Here is an 18,306-nt window from a genome sequence, read left to right as displayed (position 1 = left end):
CCGTCGCCTAGCTCTCGCCCCGGGCGGGATCCACGGCGCTGTCGTCTGTGGATGCCGCCAGCTTCGCACCGTCGAGCTGCACGGTGTGGAGATCCTCACCCGGACCGCCGACATCGCGACGCGCGATATCGGTGACCTGCGCGAGGCGCGTGCGGTCGGGATGCGCGACGGCGGCATCGGACAGGATGCCGATCGCGTCGGAGACCGCGGCGGCCCGATGGTCGGGATCGATGCGCCGGATCACGGGCGCGAGCATCTTCGTGTACGGCCGGACGTCGAGGTCGTCGCCGCCGTCGATGTCGACCCCCAGCGCACGCATGAGGGCGAGGATCTTGTCGGCCTGAGGGATGTTCTTGCCCTGGACGATGTTCCGGATGGTGCGGGCGGTGACTCCCGCGGCCTCCGCGAGCTCCTTCTGCTGGAGGTCGCTGCGGGCGATCAGCTCCGAGAGCACGACGGCGTACGACTGTCGATCGTGCTGGGAGGCCCTCTCGATCGCGTACCGCGTGAGTGGCAGGTCTTTCCGCTCGTCAGTGGTTGCCATGGCCGCAACCGTAGCACTCTTTCCCTTTCACGCACACCTCAAGGAAAGAGTTCTCCACAAGTTCCTCAGAACGGTTGTTCCGGGGTCGGAAAAAGCCATAGCCTCTTTCCGACATGAGCGAGAAGTCGGGAACGGTCCTCCGGGCGCTGCGAGAGCGCACCGGGCTCACCGCGCGCGAAGTCGCCCGCAGGGCGCGCGTCTCCGAGTCCTACCTGTCCCGCGTCGAATCAGGCAAGGCGAATCCCAGCGATGCGTGGCTCGGATTCGTGGCATCGGTGCTCTCCGACGCGCTCATCGAGCAGTCGACCGAGCGGACATCCGCCCCGAAGGCCGACGACACCCCCTGACAGAGCTCCGAGCGATCGCCGCGCGGAGCACCAGCAGCATCCCCCCAGTCAGATGAGGAGACTCAATGAAACACCCTCCCTTCACCGCCCTGCTCGCGGGGGTCGCGGCATTCGCGCTGCTCCTTCCGGCGACCGCCGCACACGCGGCGTCCGAGCCCGACAGTGCGGCGGATGCTGTCGCCCAGACGATCTCCGAGGTGGCACCGTCGGAGATCGTCGCCGCTGATCTCGCACCGGTGTCCTCGGGCGTCGCCGCCACGCTGGACGGCGGCGGCCAGACCCATGTCGCCACCGACCCGAGCGACGGAATCGAGGTCGTCTCCGCAGACGGGACGGACGTGCTCTCGTTCACACTTCCCGCCGCGGGTCGACTCGACGACGCCGTCGTCGCCGAGGATGGGTCCGTGACCTATCTCGGCGACGCGAAGACCCCGTCGGTGAATGTCGTCGCCGCCGAGGATGCGCTCCGCGTCACGACCGTGATCGACAGCCCCGCTCAGGCTCAGCGGTTCTCCTACGACTTCGGCGCCGGAGCAACGGTCGAGATCCAGGAGGACGGCGGCGCGATCGCCTACGTGGTGGAGCAGGTCACCGATCCTGAGACCGGTGAGACCGTCACCGCCGAGAAGATCGTCGCCGACGTCGAGGCTCCCTGGGCCAAGGACGCCAACGGCGTCGACGTTCCGACGCGGTACGTCGCGTCGGGGTCCGTGCTGACCCAGGTGGTCTCACATGCGAAGGGCATGCACGCCTACCCGGTGACGGCGGACCCGACGTTCGACCGACCGAACTTCTTCCAGTACCGGGTGAGGTTCAACAGGGCCGAGACGGCGACGATCGCGAGTGGCGGCGCCGGCGTTATCGCCTCCATCGGGTGCGGACCCATGCTGCCCGTCTGCGTCCTCGCTGGAAGCGTGCTCTGGTGGAACGCGAGCAACGCCCAGAACTCGAGCCCGAAGCGCTGCGTGCAGATCACGGCGACGTACCCGTACCTGACCCCCGGGCTGATCTGGTGGGTCGACACGTATCGCGGAGGTCCCTGCCGATGAGCGAGGCGCCGCACGGGTGGTTCTGGACGATCTCCCACCCGATGAGTCACCTTCTCGGCACGGTGACGATCAACGCGATCATCCTCGCCGCGGTCGTCTTGTCCGTGAGTTTTCCTCAGTGGACCTGGCTGTTCTTCGTGATCGCCGTGATCCCGGCCACGGTCTGGTATGTGGCGATGATGAGAGCTCTCAAGCGGAACCGCGAAGGTGCTGACGGCGGCGCCGACACATGAACACACCGTCCGTCGCGACGGAGTGAGGTGCAGGTGGCGGCGCGCTCCACCGTGCGTCGCCACCCGCACCGGCCGTCTGCTCGACGTCAACTCCTCCACGGTCGCCCCTGCGACCGGCCCATCCGAAAGGAGTCGCCATGCTCGGCGATGCACTAGTTCTCAATCTGGCGGTGTTCGGCATCAGTCTCGTCGTCGTTCTCGCGGCACTGATCTTCGCGATTTCGTGGGACCGCAGTCGCCGGAAGCAGACGCCGGCTCCCGGCGTGGCTGACCGACCCGCAGATCCACCGCCTGCGCGCGAGTGATGGATCAGTCGCTCTCCAGTTGGGTGAACCTCGTCGTCGTCGCGGCGGTGGCCCTCGTCTTCATCGCGCTTGCGACGTGGGCGGTGCTTGCCATCGCCCAGGCGAGTCGCCGCCGTCGCGGGCGCTGACTCTTTCCGATGTCGGCGGTGGTCGGCAGACTAGCGGCACCCCCATTCGAGGAGCCCGCCATGCCCGACGAGGAGACGCCAGTCGACGACGCCGCGCGCAGCGCGCACGTCGTGCGACCGCTCACCCCTGAGACCTTCCCCGCCTGGCTGGCGCTCGCGCAGAAGCACAACGGCGTCTGGGGCGGATGCTACTGCTCGTACTTTCACGGAGACACCGAGCACACCGTCAAGGACGACTACGACCGAGCAACGTTCAAACGGCGCCTCGTCGATGAGGGGGTCGCCCACGCCGCGCTCGTCTTCGACGGCGAGGACGCCATCGCGTGGTGCGAGTACGGCAGCCCGACAGAGCTGCCGGGCATCTACCACCGCAAGCAGTACGACGCCGGAGAATCCCATCCGGCCCCGTGGCGAATCACGTGCTTCTTCGTCGACCGCGACCACCGGCGATCCGGAGTCGCGCGCGAAGCGCTCGACGGCGCGCTCGACCTGATCGCGCAGGCCGGCGGCGGCGAAGTGGTCTCGTTCCCCAACGAACTCGTCCCCGGAAAGAAGACGTCATCCTCCTTCCTTCACAACGGCACGAGGGCGATGTTCGAGAAGGCGGGCTTCACCTTCGAACGTCACATCGGCAAGAGCAAGACCGTGATGCGCATCACGGTCCCGTCCGCACGCCCCTAACGCCGGCAGAGACCTACTGCTCGAGGAACCGGATCGGATCACCCGCGATCGGCAGTCCCGACGACAGGATCGCGTCCTCGATCGCCGCATGGAACCGAGGTGGAGCGGCGATCTGCACGAGCGGCTCGCCGTCGATCATGTCGTCGCCGCCACTGGCCCAGAAGCTGGTGACGCCGAAATCCTCCGCCAGTTCAGTGAGGAGCCTGGCGTACGCGTCGCCATACCTCGGCACGAACACGAGGCCGAGGCTCGCCGCGTTGATCTCCACGTCCTCGGCGGGGTCGACTCCGGAGGCAGCGACCACGTCGTCGGCGTGCTGGACGAGCGGCAGCAGCTGCGTGTACCCCGCAGGCAGCTCCTCCTCGATCGCGACCAGCGCGAGCTTGTCGGCGTTCCACATGATCGGCTGGATCACCAGGCCCGGTGCGACAAGGTCGAGCTCATCCACGAGAGGTCCGGCCTCGAAGCCGAAATCGGGGCATCGGCTGACGCCGGCGACGGCATCCGGAACCGATGTGGAGTGCAGCATCACGGTGGAATCCGCGGGGGTCTCCACGCGAAACGACCATGAGACCGTCTCCGGGTAGTCGGTCGCGCAGGCGGCATCGATGACTCCAGGGAACCCTGACCGGTCCACCGTCACGAACAGCGAGGATGTCGGGTCGAAGAACGCCGGCGCTTCGACCCATCTCTCGCTCTCGACGCTCTGCACCCCGGGAAGCCCCTCGACCTGGGCTGCGAACTCGTCGAACTCCGCGCTCGGACGGTCGAACCGGACCTCGTTGACCATCCATGCGAACACAACCGAGCCACCGATCACGGCGCCCACGATGGCGAGGACGAGCACCGAAAGCCAGACACGACGCACACGGGAGCGTGGTCGATCTCTGTTCGGGCCGTCCGGCGCGGTGCTCGGCTCCGAGGTGAGTGTCGTCGACATCGGATCCCCTTCCGACGAAGCGTGCATGGCTCTTCAACTCGAAGGTAGTGCGCGCGGCGCGCGACGTCACCCGGGAGTTCGGGTTCGCGCTGAACCTGCCCAGGACCAGCGCGAACCCGTTGCGACCGGCTCAGATCGGCCGGAATCGCGAAGTGGACCGGTTGCGGCGTGAAGGCGTCGAGGGCTTCAGCACCCTTTCTCCCCAGAATCGCGCTGATCCGCCCGGTGCCTCTCCGCGAGGCCACCGCACCCCACCATGCCGAGCATGGCTCCCACCTCTTTGGGACGAAGCATCCGCCTCCGGAGGCGAGATGTCAAGATGTGTCGAGAACCGAACGTCGGAGTCCGAAACAACTGTCCGCCCTGCGCGGCGTCCGTTTGCCCCGATCCGGACACTCGGCGACCCAGCCACGCCCTCGTGCACAGGAGACATCGGCGGAGTATGGCGAGCATGCTCATCCCCGAAGCGGACAGCCTGGATGCCCCCACGCAGGTCCGCGGTCCAGCGTAGGCTCCTCGGATGATCTTCGACTCGAACGATGCGGGCACTGGCATCGACGAAGCCCGCCGCGAGATGCCCCTTCGGGACCGGATCGCCGCTGCGGCCCCATCGCCTGCCCTCACCGCTGGGGGTGATGTCGCGTGAGCGTGCACCTCATCGGCGGCGGTGCGACCACGATTGCGGATGCCGCGCTCCACGCGCCGTTCGTCGCTGAAGCGGCGGCGCGAGCAGGCCATGCCGGCCGCGAGCGGCCCCGCATCGCCGTGATCTCGCTCCACCCCGAAGCCGAGGAGAAGGCGGCGGCGCTCGGCGAGCTTCTGGCCGCGGCCGCAGGAGAGACCGCGATCGAGGTGCACCTGACCACGGGGCGGCCGGGCCAGCCGATCGGACTCGGCGCGATCGCCGACGTCGACGGGATCGCCGTGGGCGGCGGGGTCGTCGAGGAGGTGCGCGCCGGGCTCGAGCCGGTGTTCAGCGAGCTGCGTCGGCTGGTTGCTCGCGGTGTGCCCTACCTCGGTATCTCCGCCGGCGCGATGATCGCGGCGGAAGGCTCGCTCGGGGGCGGCTCGCGTATCGGCGATGTGGTGGTCTCACCCGAGGATCCCGGTGAGGGATACGAGCTGGAGGTCGAATCCGGCATCGGCCTGGTCGACGTGGCCATCGAGGTGCACGTGGCTCAGCGCGGCGTGCTGTCCCGACTCGTCGCCGCCGTCGAATCCGGGCTGATCGCGGGGGCGCTCGGCATCGACGAGCGCACGGCCCTCATCGTGGGCGACGGCGGGCTGCGGGTCGAGGGCGAAGGCAGCGTCTGGCGCGTGCTTCCCGCTGAGGGCGGCGTGCTGGTCTCCACGATCGGCAAGTAAGGCGCCCCGGCTCGCCTCGACCGGGCTCGCCCCGACGTCGATGAATAGGTGGGGTGTGCGAGTCAGATCCGGCGGCTTTCGTTGCGTTCGTTGCCGCGCTTGTAGTTCCCCGTCACTCGAGCCATCAGCTGCTGTGGGTCACGCCGTTCGACATCGTCAAGGAACTTGGACGCCGCCGACCCTCGCAACGTCGCCGCCAACCGACCATCGTGGCGTATCTCAACGCGGTCGCCCCGCACCGCGAACACGAACCCACTCGGTGTACCAGCCATGACTTCCAGCATGGCCCACACCACCGCGAACGAGGGCAGTTACCGCTCGCTGACAGATCGACATCTGCACAACAGATCGACATCTGCGCAGACGAAAGTGGGCATGACCCGCATGGATCCTGTCTGGGAGCATGGCGGAATGACGCAGCCCGAACACCGCGAGGTTCTCCACCGAGACGGCAGCCTTCGCGGTCGTGGCCAGATGCTCGATGACGAGATGCATGGCTACTGGGAATGGTTTCGACTCGACGGCACGATCATGCGCAGCGGCTCGTTCGCTCGCGGCCGGCAGATCGGAACCTGGACCACCTACGACCGCGCAGGCGCTCCGCATAAGGAGACCCAGTACGGCGACTAGTCACGTCCTCTCCTCCCGACTGAGGACCCTCGTGCGAGCGATGGACGACGCCCTCGAACTGATCACAACCTGCGAGGCCGTGGTCCAAACTCGATCTGCACATCGGCGAACTCGCTGACCTCGGTCTGCACTCGACGAGCCAGCGCCTCGCCCCGACGCAGCCACGCACGCAGATTGTCGTCCGTGTCCCATTCCTCCGAACTGTTGGCATGCTCTTCCCAGAACGCCTGCCAGGCGCCTAGTTCTGCGCCGAGCTCCTCACTCAGCCCGTAGTCCGCCGGAGTGGTGGTGTAGCCGACGTCCCAGGTCGGCGTCGAGTTCTCCCACAGCGGGTAGTCGCGCCCGTAATCCGGAAACATGCGGATCACTCTGCGCATGGGCTGGTGCTGTTCCATGGCCTGCACTGTACCTCGGCCGCGACCGGCTTCCCCCGGCCACCGAATTGGTGGCCGATAGTGCATTTGCCAGCGACATCCTGTTCCGAGTCGACCGTCGACCCAGAGGTGCATGCTCGACTGACGAGCGGCTTGCGAACCCACAGTCCACAGTGGCGGCCTCGCATCGCCCGCGGTAGCAAGCGGCATCACTCCTCGGCACGCGCGAGCTCCGTGGTGCGTCGCTGCCGCATGGCGAGGAACAGCGGGAAGGTGAACGCGAACGCGGTAAGCGCCGCCCCCACCACATACAGCCAGCCGAATCGCATACGCAGGCGCCGAGCCTCGACGATGATGAAGATGCTCCCCGCGACAGCTACGACGAGCAGGTCGATCCCGAACGACGACACGGCGGGCCCGCTGGTCGTCAGGTCGCCGACGTAGTCCCGCATCTGGATGATCGCGAGGACGTTGAAGTACCAGGTGCCGACGAGGCCGGCGATCGCGAGCCCAAGGTAGGCGAAGCCGAGCGGTGTCCAGTGACGTCTCATGACTCGATCATCCCCGGGTCCGGGGTCTGACGCGGCGCTCAGCCGGTCGGGATCGAGACACGCATCATGGGAGGACCCCTAGGCGAACACCGGCGAGAGGAACCGACGCTCGTATCGGCGGATACACCGGGTACGTCGCGCGAGTTCGAATGCCTCCTGACACCCCGGGTCCGTCATCGACGCGGCGCGGTAGACCTCATAGTCGGCCAGCGACGGAAAGGTGAACAGCGCGAACGCCTCGTCGCTGTCGCCCTCGCTGGGCATGAAGTAGCCGTGGTGGGTTCCGCCGAGCTTGTTGACGAGATGGATCCACGCACGGCCGTACTCGGTGAAGTCGTCGAGCTTCTCAGGATCGATCTCATAGCGAAGATGAACGGTGATCATCGAGGGTCCTCTGCAATTGGGGCTCTCACGAGTCTTGTCGATGAGAAGGCTGCCCGACGCCGATCGCGGCCCCGCGTGCGAAGAGCGGCAGAGAGAGCTCGGAAGTTGGCAGTGCGAAGCACGGTGGGCGATCGCCGCCCGACCCCTTGTCCGTTTGTGCGGGCGAATGTGCGCCTGCGCAGGCAGGCAGGCGCACATTCGCCCGCACAAACGGAGAAGACAGCGTCAGGCGTCGCGGCGCGCTGTCATCCGACGTGTCACACGCGGAGCGGCTGCCTCGTCACGTGGATATGAGCACTTCGAAGAACGGCAGAATGCAGGTCCTTGTCGTCGGCGCGGGGTACGCCGGCGCGGTCGCGGCGGTTCGGCTCGCGGGTCGCGCCCGCGGCCGCGTCGACGTCACGGTCGTCAACCCGCGACCGGGTTTCGTCCATCGACTGCGGATGCACCATTTCGCCGCCGGGCGCGACGTCCCCTCGCGTGACCTCGGCGACCTTCTGGGCACGGATGTGCGGCTCGTGGAGGGAACCGTCGTCGCCCTCGATGCGGACGCGGGTCGCGCCGAGGCATCCGCCTCGGAAGGCATGCGCACGATCGACTTCGATCGAGTCATCCTCGCGACGGGAAGCGGTGCCGCACCGGCACCGATCCCCGGCGGCGAACTGGCGTTCGGCGTCGGAGACCTCGACTCGGCCCGCAGACTCCGCGTCGCCTTCGCCGCGTTGCCGGCGGGCGCCGAGGTCGTGGTCGTCGGCGGAGGGTTCACCGGCCTCGAGACCGTGACGGAATTCGCCGAGGTGCGTCCGGACGTGCGGGTGCAGCTCGTGCAGTCGGGAGACGTCGCCGGCTGGTTCGGCCCTCGAGCACGAAGTCATGTTCGCGAGACGCTCGACCGGCTCAGCGTCGAGGCCGTCGCCCGTGCTGAGGTGCGCGAACTGCGCCCGGGAACGGTGGTGCTCGGCGACGGAGCCGAGGTGCCGGCCGACCTGACCGTCTGGTGCGGCGGCTTCGCCCCCCGAACCCTCGCTCGCGACGCCGGGATCGCCGTCGACGAGCACGGAGCGGTGATCACGGATGCCGCGCTCCGCTCGATCTCGCACCCCACGGTGATCGCCGTCGGCGACGCCGGACACACCGCGGGTCCGGGCGGCGATCGGTACAGCATGTCGTGCCAGTTCGCGCTGCCCTCCGGCGCGCACGCCGCCGATCTCATCCGGGACGACATCCTCGGCGGCGACGGCGACAGGCCGTTCGACCTCGGTTTCGTCGCGCGATGCCTGAGCCTGGGCAGCCGCGCCGCGGTGCTCCAGATGACCGACCACGACGACCTCGCGACGGGCCGCGCACTCACGGGCCGCACCGCGGTGATGATGAAGCGGATCCAGCTCGGCGCCATGCTGCCGGCGATCGCCTCGGAGAGGCGCATGCCCGGACTGGTGCGGTGGCCGCACAGCCACCGCGTCCCGGCGGAAGCGGCGACACCAGTGGCAGGCTGACACCGTGAGCGACGCCAGGGTGAGGTGATTCGGATGTCCCGTGCAGACGAGTTCCAGGAACTGCGGTCGCTGCTGTTCGCGATCGCGTATCGGATCCTCGGCAGCGTGACCGAGGCAGAGGATGCTGTGCAGGAGACGTGGCTCCGGTACGAAGCATCCGGTACCTCACCCGCGTCGGTGAAGTCGTACCTCTCGGCTGTGGTGACGCGGATCTCGATCGATGTGCTCCGCTCCGCTCGCGTGCGACGCGAGTCGTACGTCGGGCCATGGTTTCCTGAGCCCCTTGTGACCGATCCCTACGAGGACCCGGAGCGCGCGACGGAGCTCGCGGACTCGGTCTCGATGGCGGCTCTGCTGCTGCTCGAGCGGCTGAGCCCGCTCGAGCGTGCGGTGTTCGTGCTGCGCGAGGTGTTCGGCTTCGAGTACGAAGAGATCGCGTCGGCCGTGGGCCGTTCGGAGGCGGCGTGCCGGCAGCTCGCGGTACGGTCCCGTCGGCACATGGAGGCCGGGCGGCCGAGGTTCGACGCGGACCGCCGTGAGCGAGAAGAGCTGGCCGCGCGCTTCTTCGACGCCTTCCGAGCGGGCGACGTCGACGGCCTCAAAGAGCTTCTCGCGGCCGACGTGCAGGCGGTCGCGGACGGCGGAGGCAAGGGCCCCGCGTTCACGCGACCCATCATCGGCGCCGACAACGTCGCTCGGATGATCAGCGGATTCTCGCCTCTCCTCGTCGGGTCGGGCGTGATCGCGGAACTGCACGACGTGAACGGCCAACCCGGCGCGATCTACCGCGCACCCGACGGCAAGATCGCCGCGATCATCGGCCTCGACGTCCTCGACGGGCGAATCCAGACCGTGCGCACGATCGTCAACCCGGACAAGCTCGAGCACCTCGGACCTGTCGCCAACGTGTGGGCTCTGCGCGATGCGCTCGTAGAGGAGCGAAAGCGCCGCCGAAGCTCCTTGCAATAGACCCCCGTTGTCAAAGCCCGCTGTGGTGGCTATATTCGCTATCCCGAGGGAAGGACACAGACTATGAGCCGCGATAGCTGAGATACCTAAACGAGCCCCCGCACGACGCTGTCGCGCGGGGGCTTCGTCATTCCTGTCGGCATCCACGCCGCGCAACTAGGCTCCGGGCATGCCGATACTGCGTGCCGTCGTCCTGCCGGGGCTCGGAGCGATCATCGCTCTCGCCGTGGCTGGGCGGGCGTTGCGGCTGTTCGGCGGCGACGACCCACGCGAAGACCGGGCGGTGCGAACACTCCAGGACGCGTTCGGCCACCGGACGGACGACGGCGACGCCGCTGTCGCTGTCGTGACTCACCCCGCCAGCCCGACGGAGTCACGCGAGCCGATCGACAGGGTCACCCAGCCGCTGTCGTGGTACTCCGGCGTGCCGCAGACCATCGCGAACGGTGCGATCTGGTGCGGTGTCACGTGGATGCTGACGCGCCGCCGCCATTCAGCGGTCGCCCCTGCTGCGGTGCTCGCCCTCGAGACCGCCTGCTTCGTCGCATCCGCGGCACTCGTGGGACGGCCTCGACCCGAGTCGGTGTGGCGCCCGGAGCAGCCGCACGCGACATCGTCGTTCCCTTCCGGACACACGGCAGCAGCCTTCGCGCTCCACGGCACGCTGGCCGACCTGCTGGATCGCCACGGCGCCCCCGGCGCGCGGCTCCTCGGCCCGCTCCTGCGGTACGGGATTCCCGCAGCGATCGCCTTCTCGCGGGTCTACCGTGGCCAACACCACATCTCGGACGTCGTCGCAGGCGCCGTGCTGGGACGGTGGAGCGCCGCTGTGGTGCGACGTGAGCTGCTCTCGTCGTAGGCGGGGAATCTCGGCGCCCTCCTTTCACCGCGCGACTCAGTGGATCGTCTCGCCCCGTGCGAGCATGGCGACGTACTGAGCGACGCGGGCCGTACGGGACTCCTGCCGTTTGAGACTGCTCACGCGAAACGCCATCGCGAACCGGTTCTGCGCCGACTGCGCGGCGAACGCAGCGGCGATCGCAGGGTCGGCGTCGAGAGCCGCCTGAAGCTCCGGCGGCACCTCGCCATCACGCTGACGGTAGGCGGCATCCCACCGCCCGTCTTCCTTCGCTCGTTCGATCTCGCGGTGACCGGCCGGCCGCATCCTGCCCGCCTCGATCAGACGGGCGGCGTGCTCGACGTTGACCTTCGACCACACCCCGCGAGGCCGCCGCGGCGTGAAGACCTGCAGGAAGTAGTCGCCATCCAACGACAGCTTCTGCCCGTCGATCCAGCCGAAGCACAGCGCGACGTCCAACGCATCGGCGTAGGTGATGCCCGGCTTGTTCGACGCCACCTTGCGGACGCGCAGTCTCACTCCGTCGGGATCGGGATCGGCCTCCAGCCAGCGCTCCCATTCCTCGACGGTGTCAACGTGCAGCTCGGGCTTGGCAGAGGCGGCGACCATTCTCGAACGGTAGACCCTCGCACCGACAGCCCGGGCCGGGCAACAGAAAAACCCCGGCGAACCGGGGCCTTCATCTGTAGCAGGAGCGGGGCTTGAACCCGCGACCTCACGATTATGAGGCGTGTACCCGTAGCCGCTTGCTATGCGAGCTACTACCGAAGAGGACGCGACCGCCCGCGCTGCGGTGGTCGCTCGCGGGTGCTCCTCCCCCATCCGCACCGCGACCGGCGTATGGGTTCGCTGCGGCTCGCGGATCAAGTCCAAGTGCGAGTCTTGCGCTGAGCTCTACCGCGGCGACTGGGCCGCTATCGCCCGCTCCGGTGTCTTTGACGGGCCGGTCGCGGAGTTTCGCTTCTATCTGCTGACGCTCACTGCCCCGTCGTTCGGGCGGGTGCACCGTGTGCCGCGTGACGCCGGGCAGCGGGTCGGGGTGTGCGGCTGCGGCGTCGAGCACTCCGCAACGGATGCCGGGCTGCGCGGTGTGCCCCTCGACGGCGGCGCGTACGACTACGCGGGCCAGGTCGCCTGGAACCGGGATGCTGGGGTGCTGTGGGATCGCACACGGCGACGGATGCGGGATCGGTGGGACTCGCTCGAGTACTTCATCGTCCGCGAGTGGCAGGACCGCGGCGTCCTGCACGTGCACGCGATCATCCGCGTTGCTCGCTTCGAGGCTCCCCCTGCCGACGTGCTGCGGGACGCCGCTCGAACTGCGACGGCGGTGTCGCGCGTGGATGCCGGGGTGGTCGTCGAGTGGGGCACACAAGCGCGCTGCGACGCTTTCCGCGCGGACGGCGACGGAGCCAAGACCATCTGGTACCTCTCCAAAGCACTGAACTACGTGCTCAAAGACGTCGCGATGGCGTCCGACGATGCTCCGGTTGACGTGTGGCGGCATCAGGTCGCCCTCGGCGACGCCGCGCGGCAGATGCGCTGCTCGCGCGACTGCGAGCCGCAGGACTGCGTGAACCTCGTGCACAAGCGGTTCGGCTCACGCTCTCAGGTCGTCAGCGCATCGCGTCGTACCAAGAACCGCACCGGTTGGTCCTTCCCCGGCCTGACGCGAACCGTGCAGCGCCGGCTACGGCGCGAGTGGTGGGAATCGCGGTTGCGGGATGAGGCCGGCGAACCTGTGCCGCCTGTCGTGCCGGCGCCGCTGGAAGACCTTGCGGCGCGGTCGCGGCGCGAACTGATCGCGCGGGGCTGGTCCGCGCCATGAAAGGAACAACCATGATGTGCATCAACGACAACCACACCGAGGGCGAGCCGCTCCCGGACTGGGAGATTCACCTGCGCGACGTGTTCGGTCGACCCGGCGAACCCGTCGGCGGTGTCACGGGCCTCGTCCACACACCCGAAGCTGCGCTCGACGCCTTCCTGTCGTTCTGGCCAGAACTGGCGGCGTATCCGCTGGTGGCGGTGCGGTCGGAGATCGCGCCCCCGTGGTCGATGTACGAATGGGCGTGAGCGGGACGGATCGGGCGCGAAGCGATGCCGCGTGCGGCACGCGCGCGCCCGGTCCGGATCGCTGACGCACGCCGCACACGAGTCGGGGACGGGTTGCCGAGGGCAACCGGAGCGCGAAGCGCGGAGGGCGGCAGCCCGCGCGTTGGCGGGCGTCATAATTGATCCTGTGGAAGCACTACGGAGATCGCGACCGAGGGGCGCGCGAGCAGCTGGATGCGCGATAGCGATCGCATCGCTGACGATCGTGCTTTCGGGCTGCACGCTCGACACCTTGATCTGGGGTGCGGATGGTGCCCAGGTGATCGACACGACGAACCAATTCGCACAAGCTGCGGCCGAAGGCGATGCCTCCTCCTACGTCTGCGTAGGACAGCAACCTCGCCTTGGAGAACCGGCAGACTGGGCGGGAGTTTCCGCGGAGGAGCCGGAGCGATTCGTTCCGGAGTATTGGCCCAACCAGGCGGCGCTCGATCCTGCCTGGAGCATCAATGTCTATGTCCCCAGCGAGCGACAGTTCGAGGGGATGGAGATGCCCGGGGATGTGTTTTTCAGGCAGACGGATGATGGACTCTGCGTCGTCGATGTGGTGTGGGTAACTCTTACCTCGCTCAACTAAGCGTCAGCGCCTGCGATCAAGCGCGCTTCTGGGCGACACCGCGACCGAGGTGTGGGCGTGAATGATTTCGTTCTCACCCGGTGTCCGAGCCGTCGCCACACGTCTTGATCTTGTGTAGAAGAATTCGGGAGTGCTGGGTGGCGCTCTGCCCGGCCTAGAGTTGTGGCCGTGGAAACGTGGCAGATCGGCACTGTTGCGATCGGCCTCGCTATCGCCCGGCTCGGCGCGCTTCTCCGCTGGCGCGCGCTATGGCTCGCTCGCCGCGTATACCGCACCACGTATTGGCGGGGTAGCACCGTCGACGAGGTTGCGAAGATCCTTCGGATCATGGGCTGGACAGTAGTTGGCGTCGGCCTACTGCACGCCGTACTCGCGACCTTCGGCATCCAGCTACCGTCTCTCCGCTAGGCCACCATCGCTTCGCCCCGCGACCAGGCGGTGAGGGCGTCGGTGCGTACGACTAGGCTGTAGTCCCAGAAACTGAGACTTCAAGGGAGCCCTCATGGCGGACTTTCGAGCAGAGCGCATGGCTTCCCCAGAGGGCGAAGGTCGCGCGAAGAGTGCGCTTGAAGACGCATGGGACGCGTATCACTCAGCGAACAAGGCGATCAACAAGCCTCTGTACTCCGCCTTTCCCTGGCTTCGCCAGGCACTTCGCGGGCAAGCCGCCTCTGCAGCGGTCGACCTTTTCGGCTTCTGGCTCATCTGGCGACTCTTTGGGGGGTTCGAGGGCTTGCAGAAGAACCTTGGGATGAGTCGCTCGACGATCTACAGGCGCATTTCAGCTTTCCGCGCGGTGTTCGGCGAGCACCCAGACGTCTGTGAGTTCCCGGGCATCGAGGTGGACGTAGAAGCGTTCCTCCAAGACTTCATGACTAGGTTCGCGAAGCGGACCTCCAGCGTGGGTGACGACGACGTCGAAACGGAGAATCCCGACGTAGTCTCATAGTTGACACTCCACGCCCCTTACCCTTAGAGTCTCAAATGTGAGACTAGACTCTGCCGCGACGACCCTCGCCGAGTTCTTCGGCGAGTTCCGCGCGCTGGTCGAAGACGGCCTCACGTCAAACGCGGTCCAGGCTTACGCGCGGGCGTGGACTATTCGCGTCGAGCCGACGCTTGGCGCTCTTCCCCTCGCTGAATTGCGACCATTGACCATCGCGAAGGCCAGGGCGCTCTGGACTGGTGCGGAGTCAACCAAAGGTGATGCGGTCGCGCTCCTGTCGAAGATCCTCGAACTCGCCGTGATGGATGGACTACTCCCCGCGAACCCGTGCCGTTCGCTCCCCCACAGTCGTGGCAAAGCGCGCGAATCGGAATGGACGTCACGCGCACTCGACGACCTCCAGGTACAACGCATGCTTTCGCTCACGAGCTTTCACCCATCCGGCCAACGTGCGCTTGCTGGCCTCGCATTCACCGGCCTTCGACTTGGCGAGCTTGTCGGACTGCGCTGGGAAGACCTCAACGAACATCAGCACTACTTCACCGTGCGGCGGACGTTCTCACCGGACGGTCACGGGCGACTCGAAGAGCGACCCACCAAGAGCGGCAAGTCGCGGCAGGTCCCGATCCTCGAAGAGCTCACCCCGTGGCTCGATGCCGCGCGCTCACTCGGTCGTGAACACATCTTCACCGGCAAGCTCGGCGGACCTTTCGACAGCACCAACCTGTCGCGTGCGTTGCGCTGGCCCGCGGTCCGCGACCAGATCGCGACCTTCGCCGACGGGCAGCCGCTGCGCTTTCACGATCTGCGACACACGTTTCTCTCGCGCCTGGCGCGCCAGGGCGTCGCTCCCGCGCACATTCAGAAGGTGGCGGGCCATGCGTCGATCACGACCACGGAGCGCTACACGCACATCTCCGGAACCGAAGCTGCGCTGGCAGTCCGCGACGCGGTCAACGGTGCAAATCGTGAGGTCACTTTTCGAGGGGGTGAGAGCGCGGCACACACGGGTCAAACACGACAAAACCCCCGGAAATCCGGGGGTTTCGATCTGTAGCAGGAGCGGGGCTTGAACCCGCGACCTCACGATTATGAGTCGTGCGCTCTCACCAACTGAGCTACCCTGCCGCGATTCACCGAAAGGTGTCTTGCGAGCCCCGAGTCAGGATTGAACTGACGACCCCTTCCTTACCATGGAAGTGCTCTGCCACTGAGCTATCGGGGCGTGCTGCCCGCAAGCGGGCAACTAGAAGAGAATACCAGAGCAACGGGCGCTCTCTTAATCGGCGTCAGCCTCCGGCGTGCTCCCGCAGCCAGGGCATCGGGTCGATCGGAACAGTGCCGTTCTGCAGCAGTTCGAAGTGCGTGTGGGCGCCGTACGAGCGTCCGGTGTTGCCGGTGTGGCCGAGCACGGTGCCGACGGTGACCTTCTGTCCGGCGACCACCTGAAGCGAGCCGTACTGCATGTGCGCGTAGTGGCTCGAGATCAGCTGACCGTCGATGATGTGGTCGATGATGACGTGCACGCCGTAGTCGCCGCCGGCCTCGGAGGCGACACGCACGGTGCCGTCGGCGATGGCCTGGATGGGCGAACCCGCGCCGGGCGTGAAGTCGATTCCCTTGTGCAGCTTGCCGTCGCGCATGCCGAAGCCGTACGACATGGTGACGCCGACGACGAACGGCCACTGGATGGGGGCGTTCGGGTCGTTGTGGAACAGGGACGAGAAGTTGCGGATGCCGGCCTGCCCCGCGAGCTCAGCGACCGTGGTGGTGTCGTAGCTGCCGGTGCGGTCGAGGGTCTCGGCCTGGACGGTCGCGGGAGCGACGTAGGCCTGGATCTCGTCGGGGCTGAGGTCGATGCTCGTCGTGTCGCCGGGAGCCACGACCGACATCACCGATGCGTCCGCTCCATTCGCGGCGGCGACGGCCTCGGCGGGGGTCGTCATGCTGACGGTCATGAGTCCGACGATGCCCATGACACCGACCGAGAACGATGCAGCCGTGACCCGCTTGAAGGCGGTGCCACGGCTGGTGCGGCGCTTGCGCGGAGCCTGGTGGGCCGCCGCGCGCTTCTCGTCGCCGGTCTCGGCCTCGAGGATCTCGTCTTCGACGGCTGCCTCGGCGGTCTCTGCGTCGGACTGCACGGCGAACTCGCCGGTGAAGGAGAAGAGACGGGCGGCGGCTTCGAACTCATCGACGGCGGATGCTGCATCCTCCGCCTGCGACGGACGGACGGCCTCGTCGAACGAAGCGGCGGCGGGCTCGACCTCGACGGGAGCCTCGTCGGCGGGAGCCTGGTCGATCGGCCGGCGGGGCGCGCGCTGACGGCGGACCGGACGCTCGGCGACCAGCTCGACGGTCTCGAGCACGACGACCTCGTCGGATGCCTCGGGGGCGACGACGGGCTCGAGCAGCTCGAAGGGCTCAGCGGGGGTCAGCACCGATTCGATCATCGGCGCGGGGGCGCGTCGAGCGCGGCGGCTGAGCGGCGCGACCAGCGGTTCGACCGGAGCGGGAAGCTCGATCGCTGCGGGTGCGGGCGCGGCCGGAAGATCGGTCAGCGGCTGAACGGCGACCGGTGCGTCGGCCGCGGCATCCTTCCGCTTCTCATCGACGGGAGTGCCCAGAACGACCGTGGGCCGCTCGGTCGCAGACGCGGCCGCCCGGCGACGCAGCTCCGCGCGTGATGCTCCGAGGGTCTCCGACGATGCCTGTGCAGGCGGCGTCGGGATGCGGCTGGAACGGCGCGTGGGCGCAGGTTCAGCCATCGGGGCGTCAAGAGGCAAGCGGAAGCTCTCGGTCGTGTCGCTGGGGGAGGCAACGGTTCGGGCGTCGGGCAGTGATCTATTCCGCTATTCGGGGGGCGAAAGTAACGATCGGGTAAACACTACCTCGGGTGGCCTGGGAATGCCATGTGGGGCTGTGGAAAGTCGCCAGATTTCCATTCATTCTGATGAAACATCCAGGGTCAGTCGTCGAGGGAGAGCTGCAGCAGGCGCTCGAAGATCGACGGCGACGATGCGACGATGAGCGGCCGCGGATTCGTGTCGTCACCGGCGATGAACGTGCATTCGCCGCCTGCTTCGGCCACCAGCAGCGCCCCCGCCGCGTGATCCCACGGGGCGAGTCCTCGCTCGAAATAGCCGTCGAGCCGCCCGGCCGCGACGTACGCCAGGTCCAATGCGGCAGACCCGCCGCGACGGAGATCGCGGGCCATCGGCATGACCCGCGCGACGCGGGCGAGGTCGCCGGCGTGGGTCGCCGGGTCATACCCGAATCCCGTCGCGAGCAGTCCGCCTGCGGGCGTCACCTCGGCGTTGACCGCCAGCTGCTGATCGCCGAGCCACGCGCCGGCACCGCGCGCCGCGTGGAAGACCTCCCCGAGCGCGGGGGCGTACACGGCCGCCGAAATGGCCTCCCACTGCCCCGCCACGGGTTCGCCGATCACCGCAGCGATGCTGACCGCGTACTGCGGCATGCCGTAGGCGTAGTTGACCGTCCCGTCGATCGGGTCCACGACCCAGGTCACGTCGGAGGTGCCGCGCTCGGCGCCGGTCTCCTCGCCCAGGAAGCCGTCCTCGGGGCGAGCCTCGGCGAGCCGGGCACGGATCAGCGCCTCGACCTCCCGGTCGGCGAGCGTCACGATGTCGGCGAGCGCCGACTTCGTCGCCGCGATCGCGACGCCCTCCTGCCTCCGCATCCTGGCGAGCGCTCCGGCATCCTGTGCGATGTCGATCGCGAGGGCTTCGAGGTCGCGCGCAAGACTCATGTCTCCACGCTAGCCGCGGAGGGGCGGCATCCGTTCGTCCACAG

At 67.7% G+C, this 18,306-nt stretch carries 27 protein-coding genes and 2 tRNA genes; 18 read left to right on the top strand and 11 right to left on the bottom strand.

Features of this window, described 5'->3' with window-relative positions; translation table 11 throughout:
• Positions 1-7: 7 nt before the first annotated feature.
• Positions 8-544, bottom strand: a complete 537-nt coding sequence (locus tag OL358_RS09575) for a helix-turn-helix domain-containing protein (RefSeq protein ID WP_264709746.1) — start codon at positions 542-544, stop codon at positions 8-10.
• A 113-nt stretch (positions 545-657) separates the two neighbouring features.
• Between OL358_RS09575 and OL358_RS09570 the strand changes: the two genes are divergently transcribed.
• From OL358_RS09570 to OL358_RS09545, 6 genes are all read left to right on the top strand, one after another.
• Positions 658-891, top strand: a complete 234-nt coding sequence (locus OL358_RS09570) for a helix-turn-helix domain-containing protein (protein ID WP_264709745.1) — start codon at positions 658-660, stop codon at positions 889-891.
• Between the two features lie 65 nt (positions 892-956).
• Positions 957-1,940 (top strand): hypothetical protein, encoded by a 984-nt coding sequence (locus OL358_RS09565; RefSeq protein WP_264709744.1) that lies wholly within the window; start codon positions 957-959, stop codon positions 1,938-1,940.
• Positions 1,937-2,173, top strand: coding sequence for a hypothetical protein (locus OL358_RS09560; protein WP_264709743.1), 237 nt, complete (start codon positions 1,937-1,939; stop codon positions 2,171-2,173). Before OL358_RS09565 ends, OL358_RS09560 begins: the two co-directional genes overlap by 4 nt.
• 137 nt (positions 2,174-2,310) lie before the next feature.
• Entirely contained in the window at positions 2,311-2,478 is a 168-nt protein-coding gene (locus OL358_RS09555; protein WP_264709742.1) for a hypothetical protein, read from the top strand.
• Positions 2,478-2,606, top strand: a complete 129-nt coding sequence (locus OL358_RS09550) for a hypothetical protein (RefSeq protein ID WP_264709741.1) — start codon at positions 2,478-2,480, stop codon at positions 2,604-2,606. The genes OL358_RS09555 and OL358_RS09550 overlap by 1 nt, the downstream gene beginning before the upstream one ends.
• Positions 2,607-2,666: 60 nt before the next feature.
• Entirely contained in the window at positions 2,667-3,287 is a 621-nt protein-coding gene (locus OL358_RS09545; RefSeq protein ID WP_264709740.1) for a GNAT family N-acetyltransferase, read from the top strand.
• Positions 3,288-3,300: 13 nt separating this feature from the next.
• On the opposite strand, the gene OL358_RS09540 is transcribed toward OL358_RS09545, so the two are convergent.
• Positions 3,301-4,227 (bottom strand): hypothetical protein, encoded by a 927-nt coding sequence (locus OL358_RS09540; RefSeq protein ID WP_264709739.1) that lies wholly within the window; start codon positions 4,225-4,227, stop codon positions 3,301-3,303.
• Positions 4,228-4,747: 520 nt separating this feature from the next.
• Here OL358_RS09540 and OL358_RS09535 point away from each other — a divergent pair.
• Positions 4,748-4,873 carry a hypothetical protein gene (locus OL358_RS09535; RefSeq protein WP_264709738.1) on the top strand — a complete coding sequence of 42 codons (126 nt, stop codon included), beginning with the start codon at positions 4,748-4,750 and terminating at the stop codon, positions 4,871-4,873.
• A complete protein-coding gene (locus OL358_RS09530) occupies positions 4,870-5,592 on the top strand; it encodes a Type 1 glutamine amidotransferase-like domain-containing protein (RefSeq protein ID WP_264709737.1) in 723 nt (240 codons plus the stop codon). Before OL358_RS09535 ends, OL358_RS09530 begins: the two co-directional genes overlap by 4 nt.
• A 62-nt stretch (positions 5,593-5,654) precedes the next feature.
• Here the strand turns inward: OL358_RS09530 and OL358_RS09525 are convergent, their stop codons facing one another.
• Positions 5,655-5,876 (bottom strand): hypothetical protein, encoded by a 222-nt coding sequence (locus OL358_RS09525; protein ID WP_264709736.1) that lies wholly within the window; start codon positions 5,874-5,876, stop codon positions 5,655-5,657.
• Here OL358_RS09525 and OL358_RS09520 point away from each other — a divergent pair.
• On the top strand, positions 5,875-6,222 hold the full coding sequence (locus OL358_RS09520; protein WP_264709735.1) for a toxin-antitoxin system YwqK family antitoxin: 348 nt from the start codon (positions 5,875-5,877) through the stop codon (positions 6,220-6,222). The genes OL358_RS09525 and OL358_RS09520 overlap by 2 nt on opposite strands.
• 62 nt (positions 6,223-6,284) lie before the next feature.
• On the opposite strand, the gene OL358_RS09515 is transcribed toward OL358_RS09520, so the two are convergent.
• The 3 genes from OL358_RS09515 to OL358_RS09505 all read right to left on the bottom strand — a co-directional run bounded on the left by OL358_RS09515 (position 6,285) and on the right by OL358_RS09505 (position 7,531).
• Positions 6,285-6,617: a hypothetical protein gene (locus tag OL358_RS09515; RefSeq protein ID WP_264709734.1), complete on the bottom strand. Its 333-nt coding sequence runs from the start codon at positions 6,615-6,617 to the stop codon at positions 6,285-6,287.
• Between the two features lie 188 nt (positions 6,618-6,805).
• The gene (locus OL358_RS09510) at positions 6,806-7,147 is read right to left on the bottom strand and encodes a DUF2834 domain-containing protein (protein WP_264709733.1); all 342 of its coding nucleotides are present in this window, start codon (positions 7,145-7,147) and stop codon (positions 6,806-6,808) included.
• 78 nt (positions 7,148-7,225) lie between these two features.
• The gene (locus OL358_RS09505) at positions 7,226-7,531 is read right to left on the bottom strand and encodes an NIPSNAP family protein (RefSeq protein ID WP_264709732.1); all 306 of its coding nucleotides are present in this window, start codon (positions 7,529-7,531) and stop codon (positions 7,226-7,228) included.
• A 314-nt stretch (positions 7,532-7,845) separates the two neighbouring features.
• On the opposite strand from OL358_RS09505, the gene OL358_RS09500 reads away from it, so the two are divergent.
• The 3 genes from OL358_RS09500 (at position 7,846) to OL358_RS09490 (ending at position 10,855) form a co-directional block, all read left to right on the top strand.
• Positions 7,846-9,027: an NAD(P)/FAD-dependent oxidoreductase gene (locus OL358_RS09500; RefSeq protein WP_264709731.1), complete on the top strand. Its 1,182-nt coding sequence runs from the start codon at positions 7,846-7,848 to the stop codon at positions 9,025-9,027.
• Positions 9,028-9,060: 33 nt separating this feature from the next.
• The gene (locus OL358_RS09495) at positions 9,061-9,996 is read left to right on the top strand and encodes an RNA polymerase sigma-70 factor (RefSeq protein ID WP_264709730.1); all 936 of its coding nucleotides are present in this window, start codon (positions 9,061-9,063) and stop codon (positions 9,994-9,996) included.
• Between the two features lie 169 nt (positions 9,997-10,165).
• Positions 10,166-10,855 (top strand): phosphatase PAP2 family protein, encoded by a 690-nt coding sequence (locus OL358_RS09490; RefSeq protein WP_264709729.1) that lies wholly within the window; start codon positions 10,166-10,168, stop codon positions 10,853-10,855.
• Positions 10,856-10,891: 36 nt separating this feature from the next.
• Here OL358_RS09490 and OL358_RS09485 read toward each other — a convergent pair whose 3' ends face one another.
• On the bottom strand, positions 10,892-11,464 hold the full coding sequence (locus OL358_RS09485) for a YdeI/OmpD-associated family protein (protein WP_264709728.1): 573 nt from the start codon (positions 11,462-11,464) through the stop codon (positions 10,892-10,894).
• 142 nt (positions 11,465-11,606) lie between these two features.
• Here OL358_RS09485 and OL358_RS09480 point away from each other — a divergent pair, with 142 nt between their 5' ends.
• From OL358_RS09480 to OL358_RS09455, 6 genes are all read left to right on the top strand, one after another.
• On the top strand, positions 11,607-12,683 hold the full coding sequence (locus OL358_RS09480) for a replication initiator (RefSeq protein WP_264709727.1): 1,077 nt from the start codon (positions 11,607-11,609) through the stop codon (positions 12,681-12,683).
• Positions 12,680-12,931 (top strand): hypothetical protein, encoded by a 252-nt coding sequence (locus OL358_RS09475; RefSeq protein ID WP_264709726.1) that lies wholly within the window; start codon positions 12,680-12,682, stop codon positions 12,929-12,931. Before OL358_RS09480 ends, OL358_RS09475 begins: the two co-directional genes overlap by 4 nt.
• 298 nt (positions 12,932-13,229) lie before the next feature.
• Positions 13,230-13,547 (top strand): hypothetical protein, encoded by a 318-nt coding sequence (locus OL358_RS09470; RefSeq protein WP_264709725.1) that lies wholly within the window; start codon positions 13,230-13,232, stop codon positions 13,545-13,547.
• A gap of 168 nt (positions 13,548-13,715) precedes the next feature.
• Positions 13,716-13,955 carry a hypothetical protein gene (locus OL358_RS09465; protein ID WP_264709724.1) on the top strand — a complete coding sequence of 80 codons (240 nt, stop codon included), beginning with the start codon at positions 13,716-13,718 and terminating at the stop codon, positions 13,953-13,955.
• Between the two features lie 118 nt (positions 13,956-14,073).
• The gene (locus tag OL358_RS09460; protein WP_264709723.1) at positions 14,074-14,496 is read left to right on the top strand and encodes a hypothetical protein; all 423 of its coding nucleotides are present in this window, start codon (positions 14,074-14,076) and stop codon (positions 14,494-14,496) included.
• Between the two features lie 37 nt (positions 14,497-14,533).
• Positions 14,534-15,550, top strand: a complete 1,017-nt coding sequence (locus tag OL358_RS09455; protein WP_264709722.1) for a tyrosine-type recombinase/integrase — start codon at positions 14,534-14,536, stop codon at positions 15,548-15,550.
• Here OL358_RS09455 and OL358_RS09450 read toward each other — a convergent pair.
• From OL358_RS09450 to OL358_RS09435, 4 genes are all read right to left on the bottom strand, one after another.
• Positions 15,548-15,621 (bottom strand) — tRNA-Met (locus OL358_RS09450). The two genes, OL358_RS09455 and OL358_RS09450, sit on opposite strands and share 3 nt — an antisense overlap.
• Before the next feature lie 25 nt (positions 15,622-15,646).
• Positions 15,647-15,718: transfer RNA gene (locus tag OL358_RS09445), tRNA-Thr, on the bottom strand.
• A gap of 64 nt (positions 15,719-15,782) precedes the next feature.
• The gene (locus tag OL358_RS09440; protein WP_264709721.1) at positions 15,783-17,261 is read right to left on the bottom strand and encodes a M23 family metallopeptidase; all 1,479 of its coding nucleotides are present in this window, start codon (positions 17,259-17,261) and stop codon (positions 15,783-15,785) included.
• A gap of 200 nt (positions 17,262-17,461) precedes the next feature.
• Positions 17,462-18,262 carry an inositol monophosphatase family protein gene (locus tag OL358_RS09435; RefSeq protein WP_264709720.1) on the bottom strand — a complete coding sequence of 267 codons (801 nt, stop codon included), beginning with the start codon at positions 18,260-18,262 and terminating at the stop codon, positions 17,462-17,464.
• Positions 18,263-18,306: the final 44 nt, after the last annotated feature.

Source organism: Microbacterium sp. SSM24 (assembly GCF_025989145.1).
Classification (GTDB): domain Bacteria; phylum Actinomycetota; class Actinomycetes; order Actinomycetales; family Microbacteriaceae; genus Microbacterium.
Note: the sequence above shows the minus strand (reverse complement) of the source record. Positions and strands in the feature narration are given on the sequence as shown.

Bases quoted from the DNA above. Each gene is read 5' to 3' on its own strand.
- OL358_RS09460 (WP_264709723.1), top strand. From the start codon at position 14,074: ATGGCTTCCCCAGAGGGCGAAGGTCGCGCGAAGAGTGCGCTTGAAGAC.
- OL358_RS09535 (WP_264709738.1), top strand. From the start codon at position 4,748: ATGATCTTCGACTCGAACGATGCGGGCACTGGCATCGACGAAGCCCGC.
- OL358_RS09545 (WP_264709740.1), top strand. From the start codon at position 2,667: ATGCCCGACGAGGAGACGCCAGTCGACGACGCCGCGCGCAGCGCGCAC.
- OL358_RS09510 (WP_264709733.1), bottom strand. From the start codon at position 7,147: ATGAGACGTCACTGGACACCGCTCGGCTTCGCCTACCTTGGGCTCGCG.
- OL358_RS09525 (WP_264709736.1), bottom strand. From the start codon at position 5,876: ATGCTGGAAGTCATGGCTGGTACACCGAGTGGGTTCGTGTTCGCGGTG.
- OL358_RS09485 (WP_264709728.1), bottom strand. From the start codon at position 11,464: ATGGTCGCCGCCTCTGCCAAGCCCGAGCTGCACGTTGACACCGTCGAG.
- OL358_RS09570 (WP_264709745.1), top strand. From the start codon at position 658: ATGAGCGAGAAGTCGGGAACGGTCCTCCGGGCGCTGCGAGAGCGCACC.
- OL358_RS09520 (WP_264709735.1), top strand. From the start codon at position 5,875: ATGGCCCACACCACCGCGAACGAGGGCAGTTACCGCTCGCTGACAGAT.
- OL358_RS09505 (WP_264709732.1), bottom strand. From the start codon at position 7,531: ATGATCACCGTTCATCTTCGCTATGAGATCGATCCTGAGAAGCTCGAC.
- OL358_RS09515 (WP_264709734.1), bottom strand. From the start codon at position 6,617: ATGGAACAGCACCAGCCCATGCGCAGAGTGATCCGCATGTTTCCGGAT.
- OL358_RS09575 (WP_264709746.1), bottom strand. From the start codon at position 544: ATGGCAACCACTGACGAGCGGAAAGACCTGCCACTCACGCGGTACGCG.
- OL358_RS09555 (WP_264709742.1), top strand. From the start codon at position 2,311: ATGCTCGGCGATGCACTAGTTCTCAATCTGGCGGTGTTCGGCATCAGT.
- OL358_RS09440 (WP_264709721.1), bottom strand. From the start codon at position 17,261: ATGGCTGAACCTGCGCCCACGCGCCGTTCCAGCCGCATCCCGACGCCG.
- OL358_RS09565 (WP_264709744.1), top strand. From the start codon at position 957: ATGAAACACCCTCCCTTCACCGCCCTGCTCGCGGGGGTCGCGGCATTC.
- OL358_RS09495 (WP_264709730.1), top strand. From the start codon at position 9,061: ATGTCCCGTGCAGACGAGTTCCAGGAACTGCGGTCGCTGCTGTTCGCG.
- OL358_RS09490 (WP_264709729.1), top strand. From the start codon at position 10,166: ATGCCGATACTGCGTGCCGTCGTCCTGCCGGGGCTCGGAGCGATCATC.
- OL358_RS09540 (WP_264709739.1), bottom strand. From the start codon at position 4,227: ATGTCGACGACACTCACCTCGGAGCCGAGCACCGCGCCGGACGGCCCG.
- OL358_RS09480 (WP_264709727.1), top strand. From the start codon at position 11,607: ATGCGAGCTACTACCGAAGAGGACGCGACCGCCCGCGCTGCGGTGGTC.
- OL358_RS09560 (WP_264709743.1), top strand. From the start codon at position 1,937: ATGAGCGAGGCGCCGCACGGGTGGTTCTGGACGATCTCCCACCCGATG.
- OL358_RS09500 (WP_264709731.1), top strand. From the start codon at position 7,846: ATGCAGGTCCTTGTCGTCGGCGCGGGGTACGCCGGCGCGGTCGCGGCG.
- OL358_RS09475 (WP_264709726.1), top strand. From the start codon at position 12,680: ATGAAAGGAACAACCATGATGTGCATCAACGACAACCACACCGAGGGC.
- OL358_RS09550 (WP_264709741.1), top strand. From the start codon at position 2,478: ATGGATCAGTCGCTCTCCAGTTGGGTGAACCTCGTCGTCGTCGCGGCG.
- OL358_RS09435 (WP_264709720.1), bottom strand. From the start codon at position 18,262: ATGAGTCTTGCGCGCGACCTCGAAGCCCTCGCGATCGACATCGCACAG.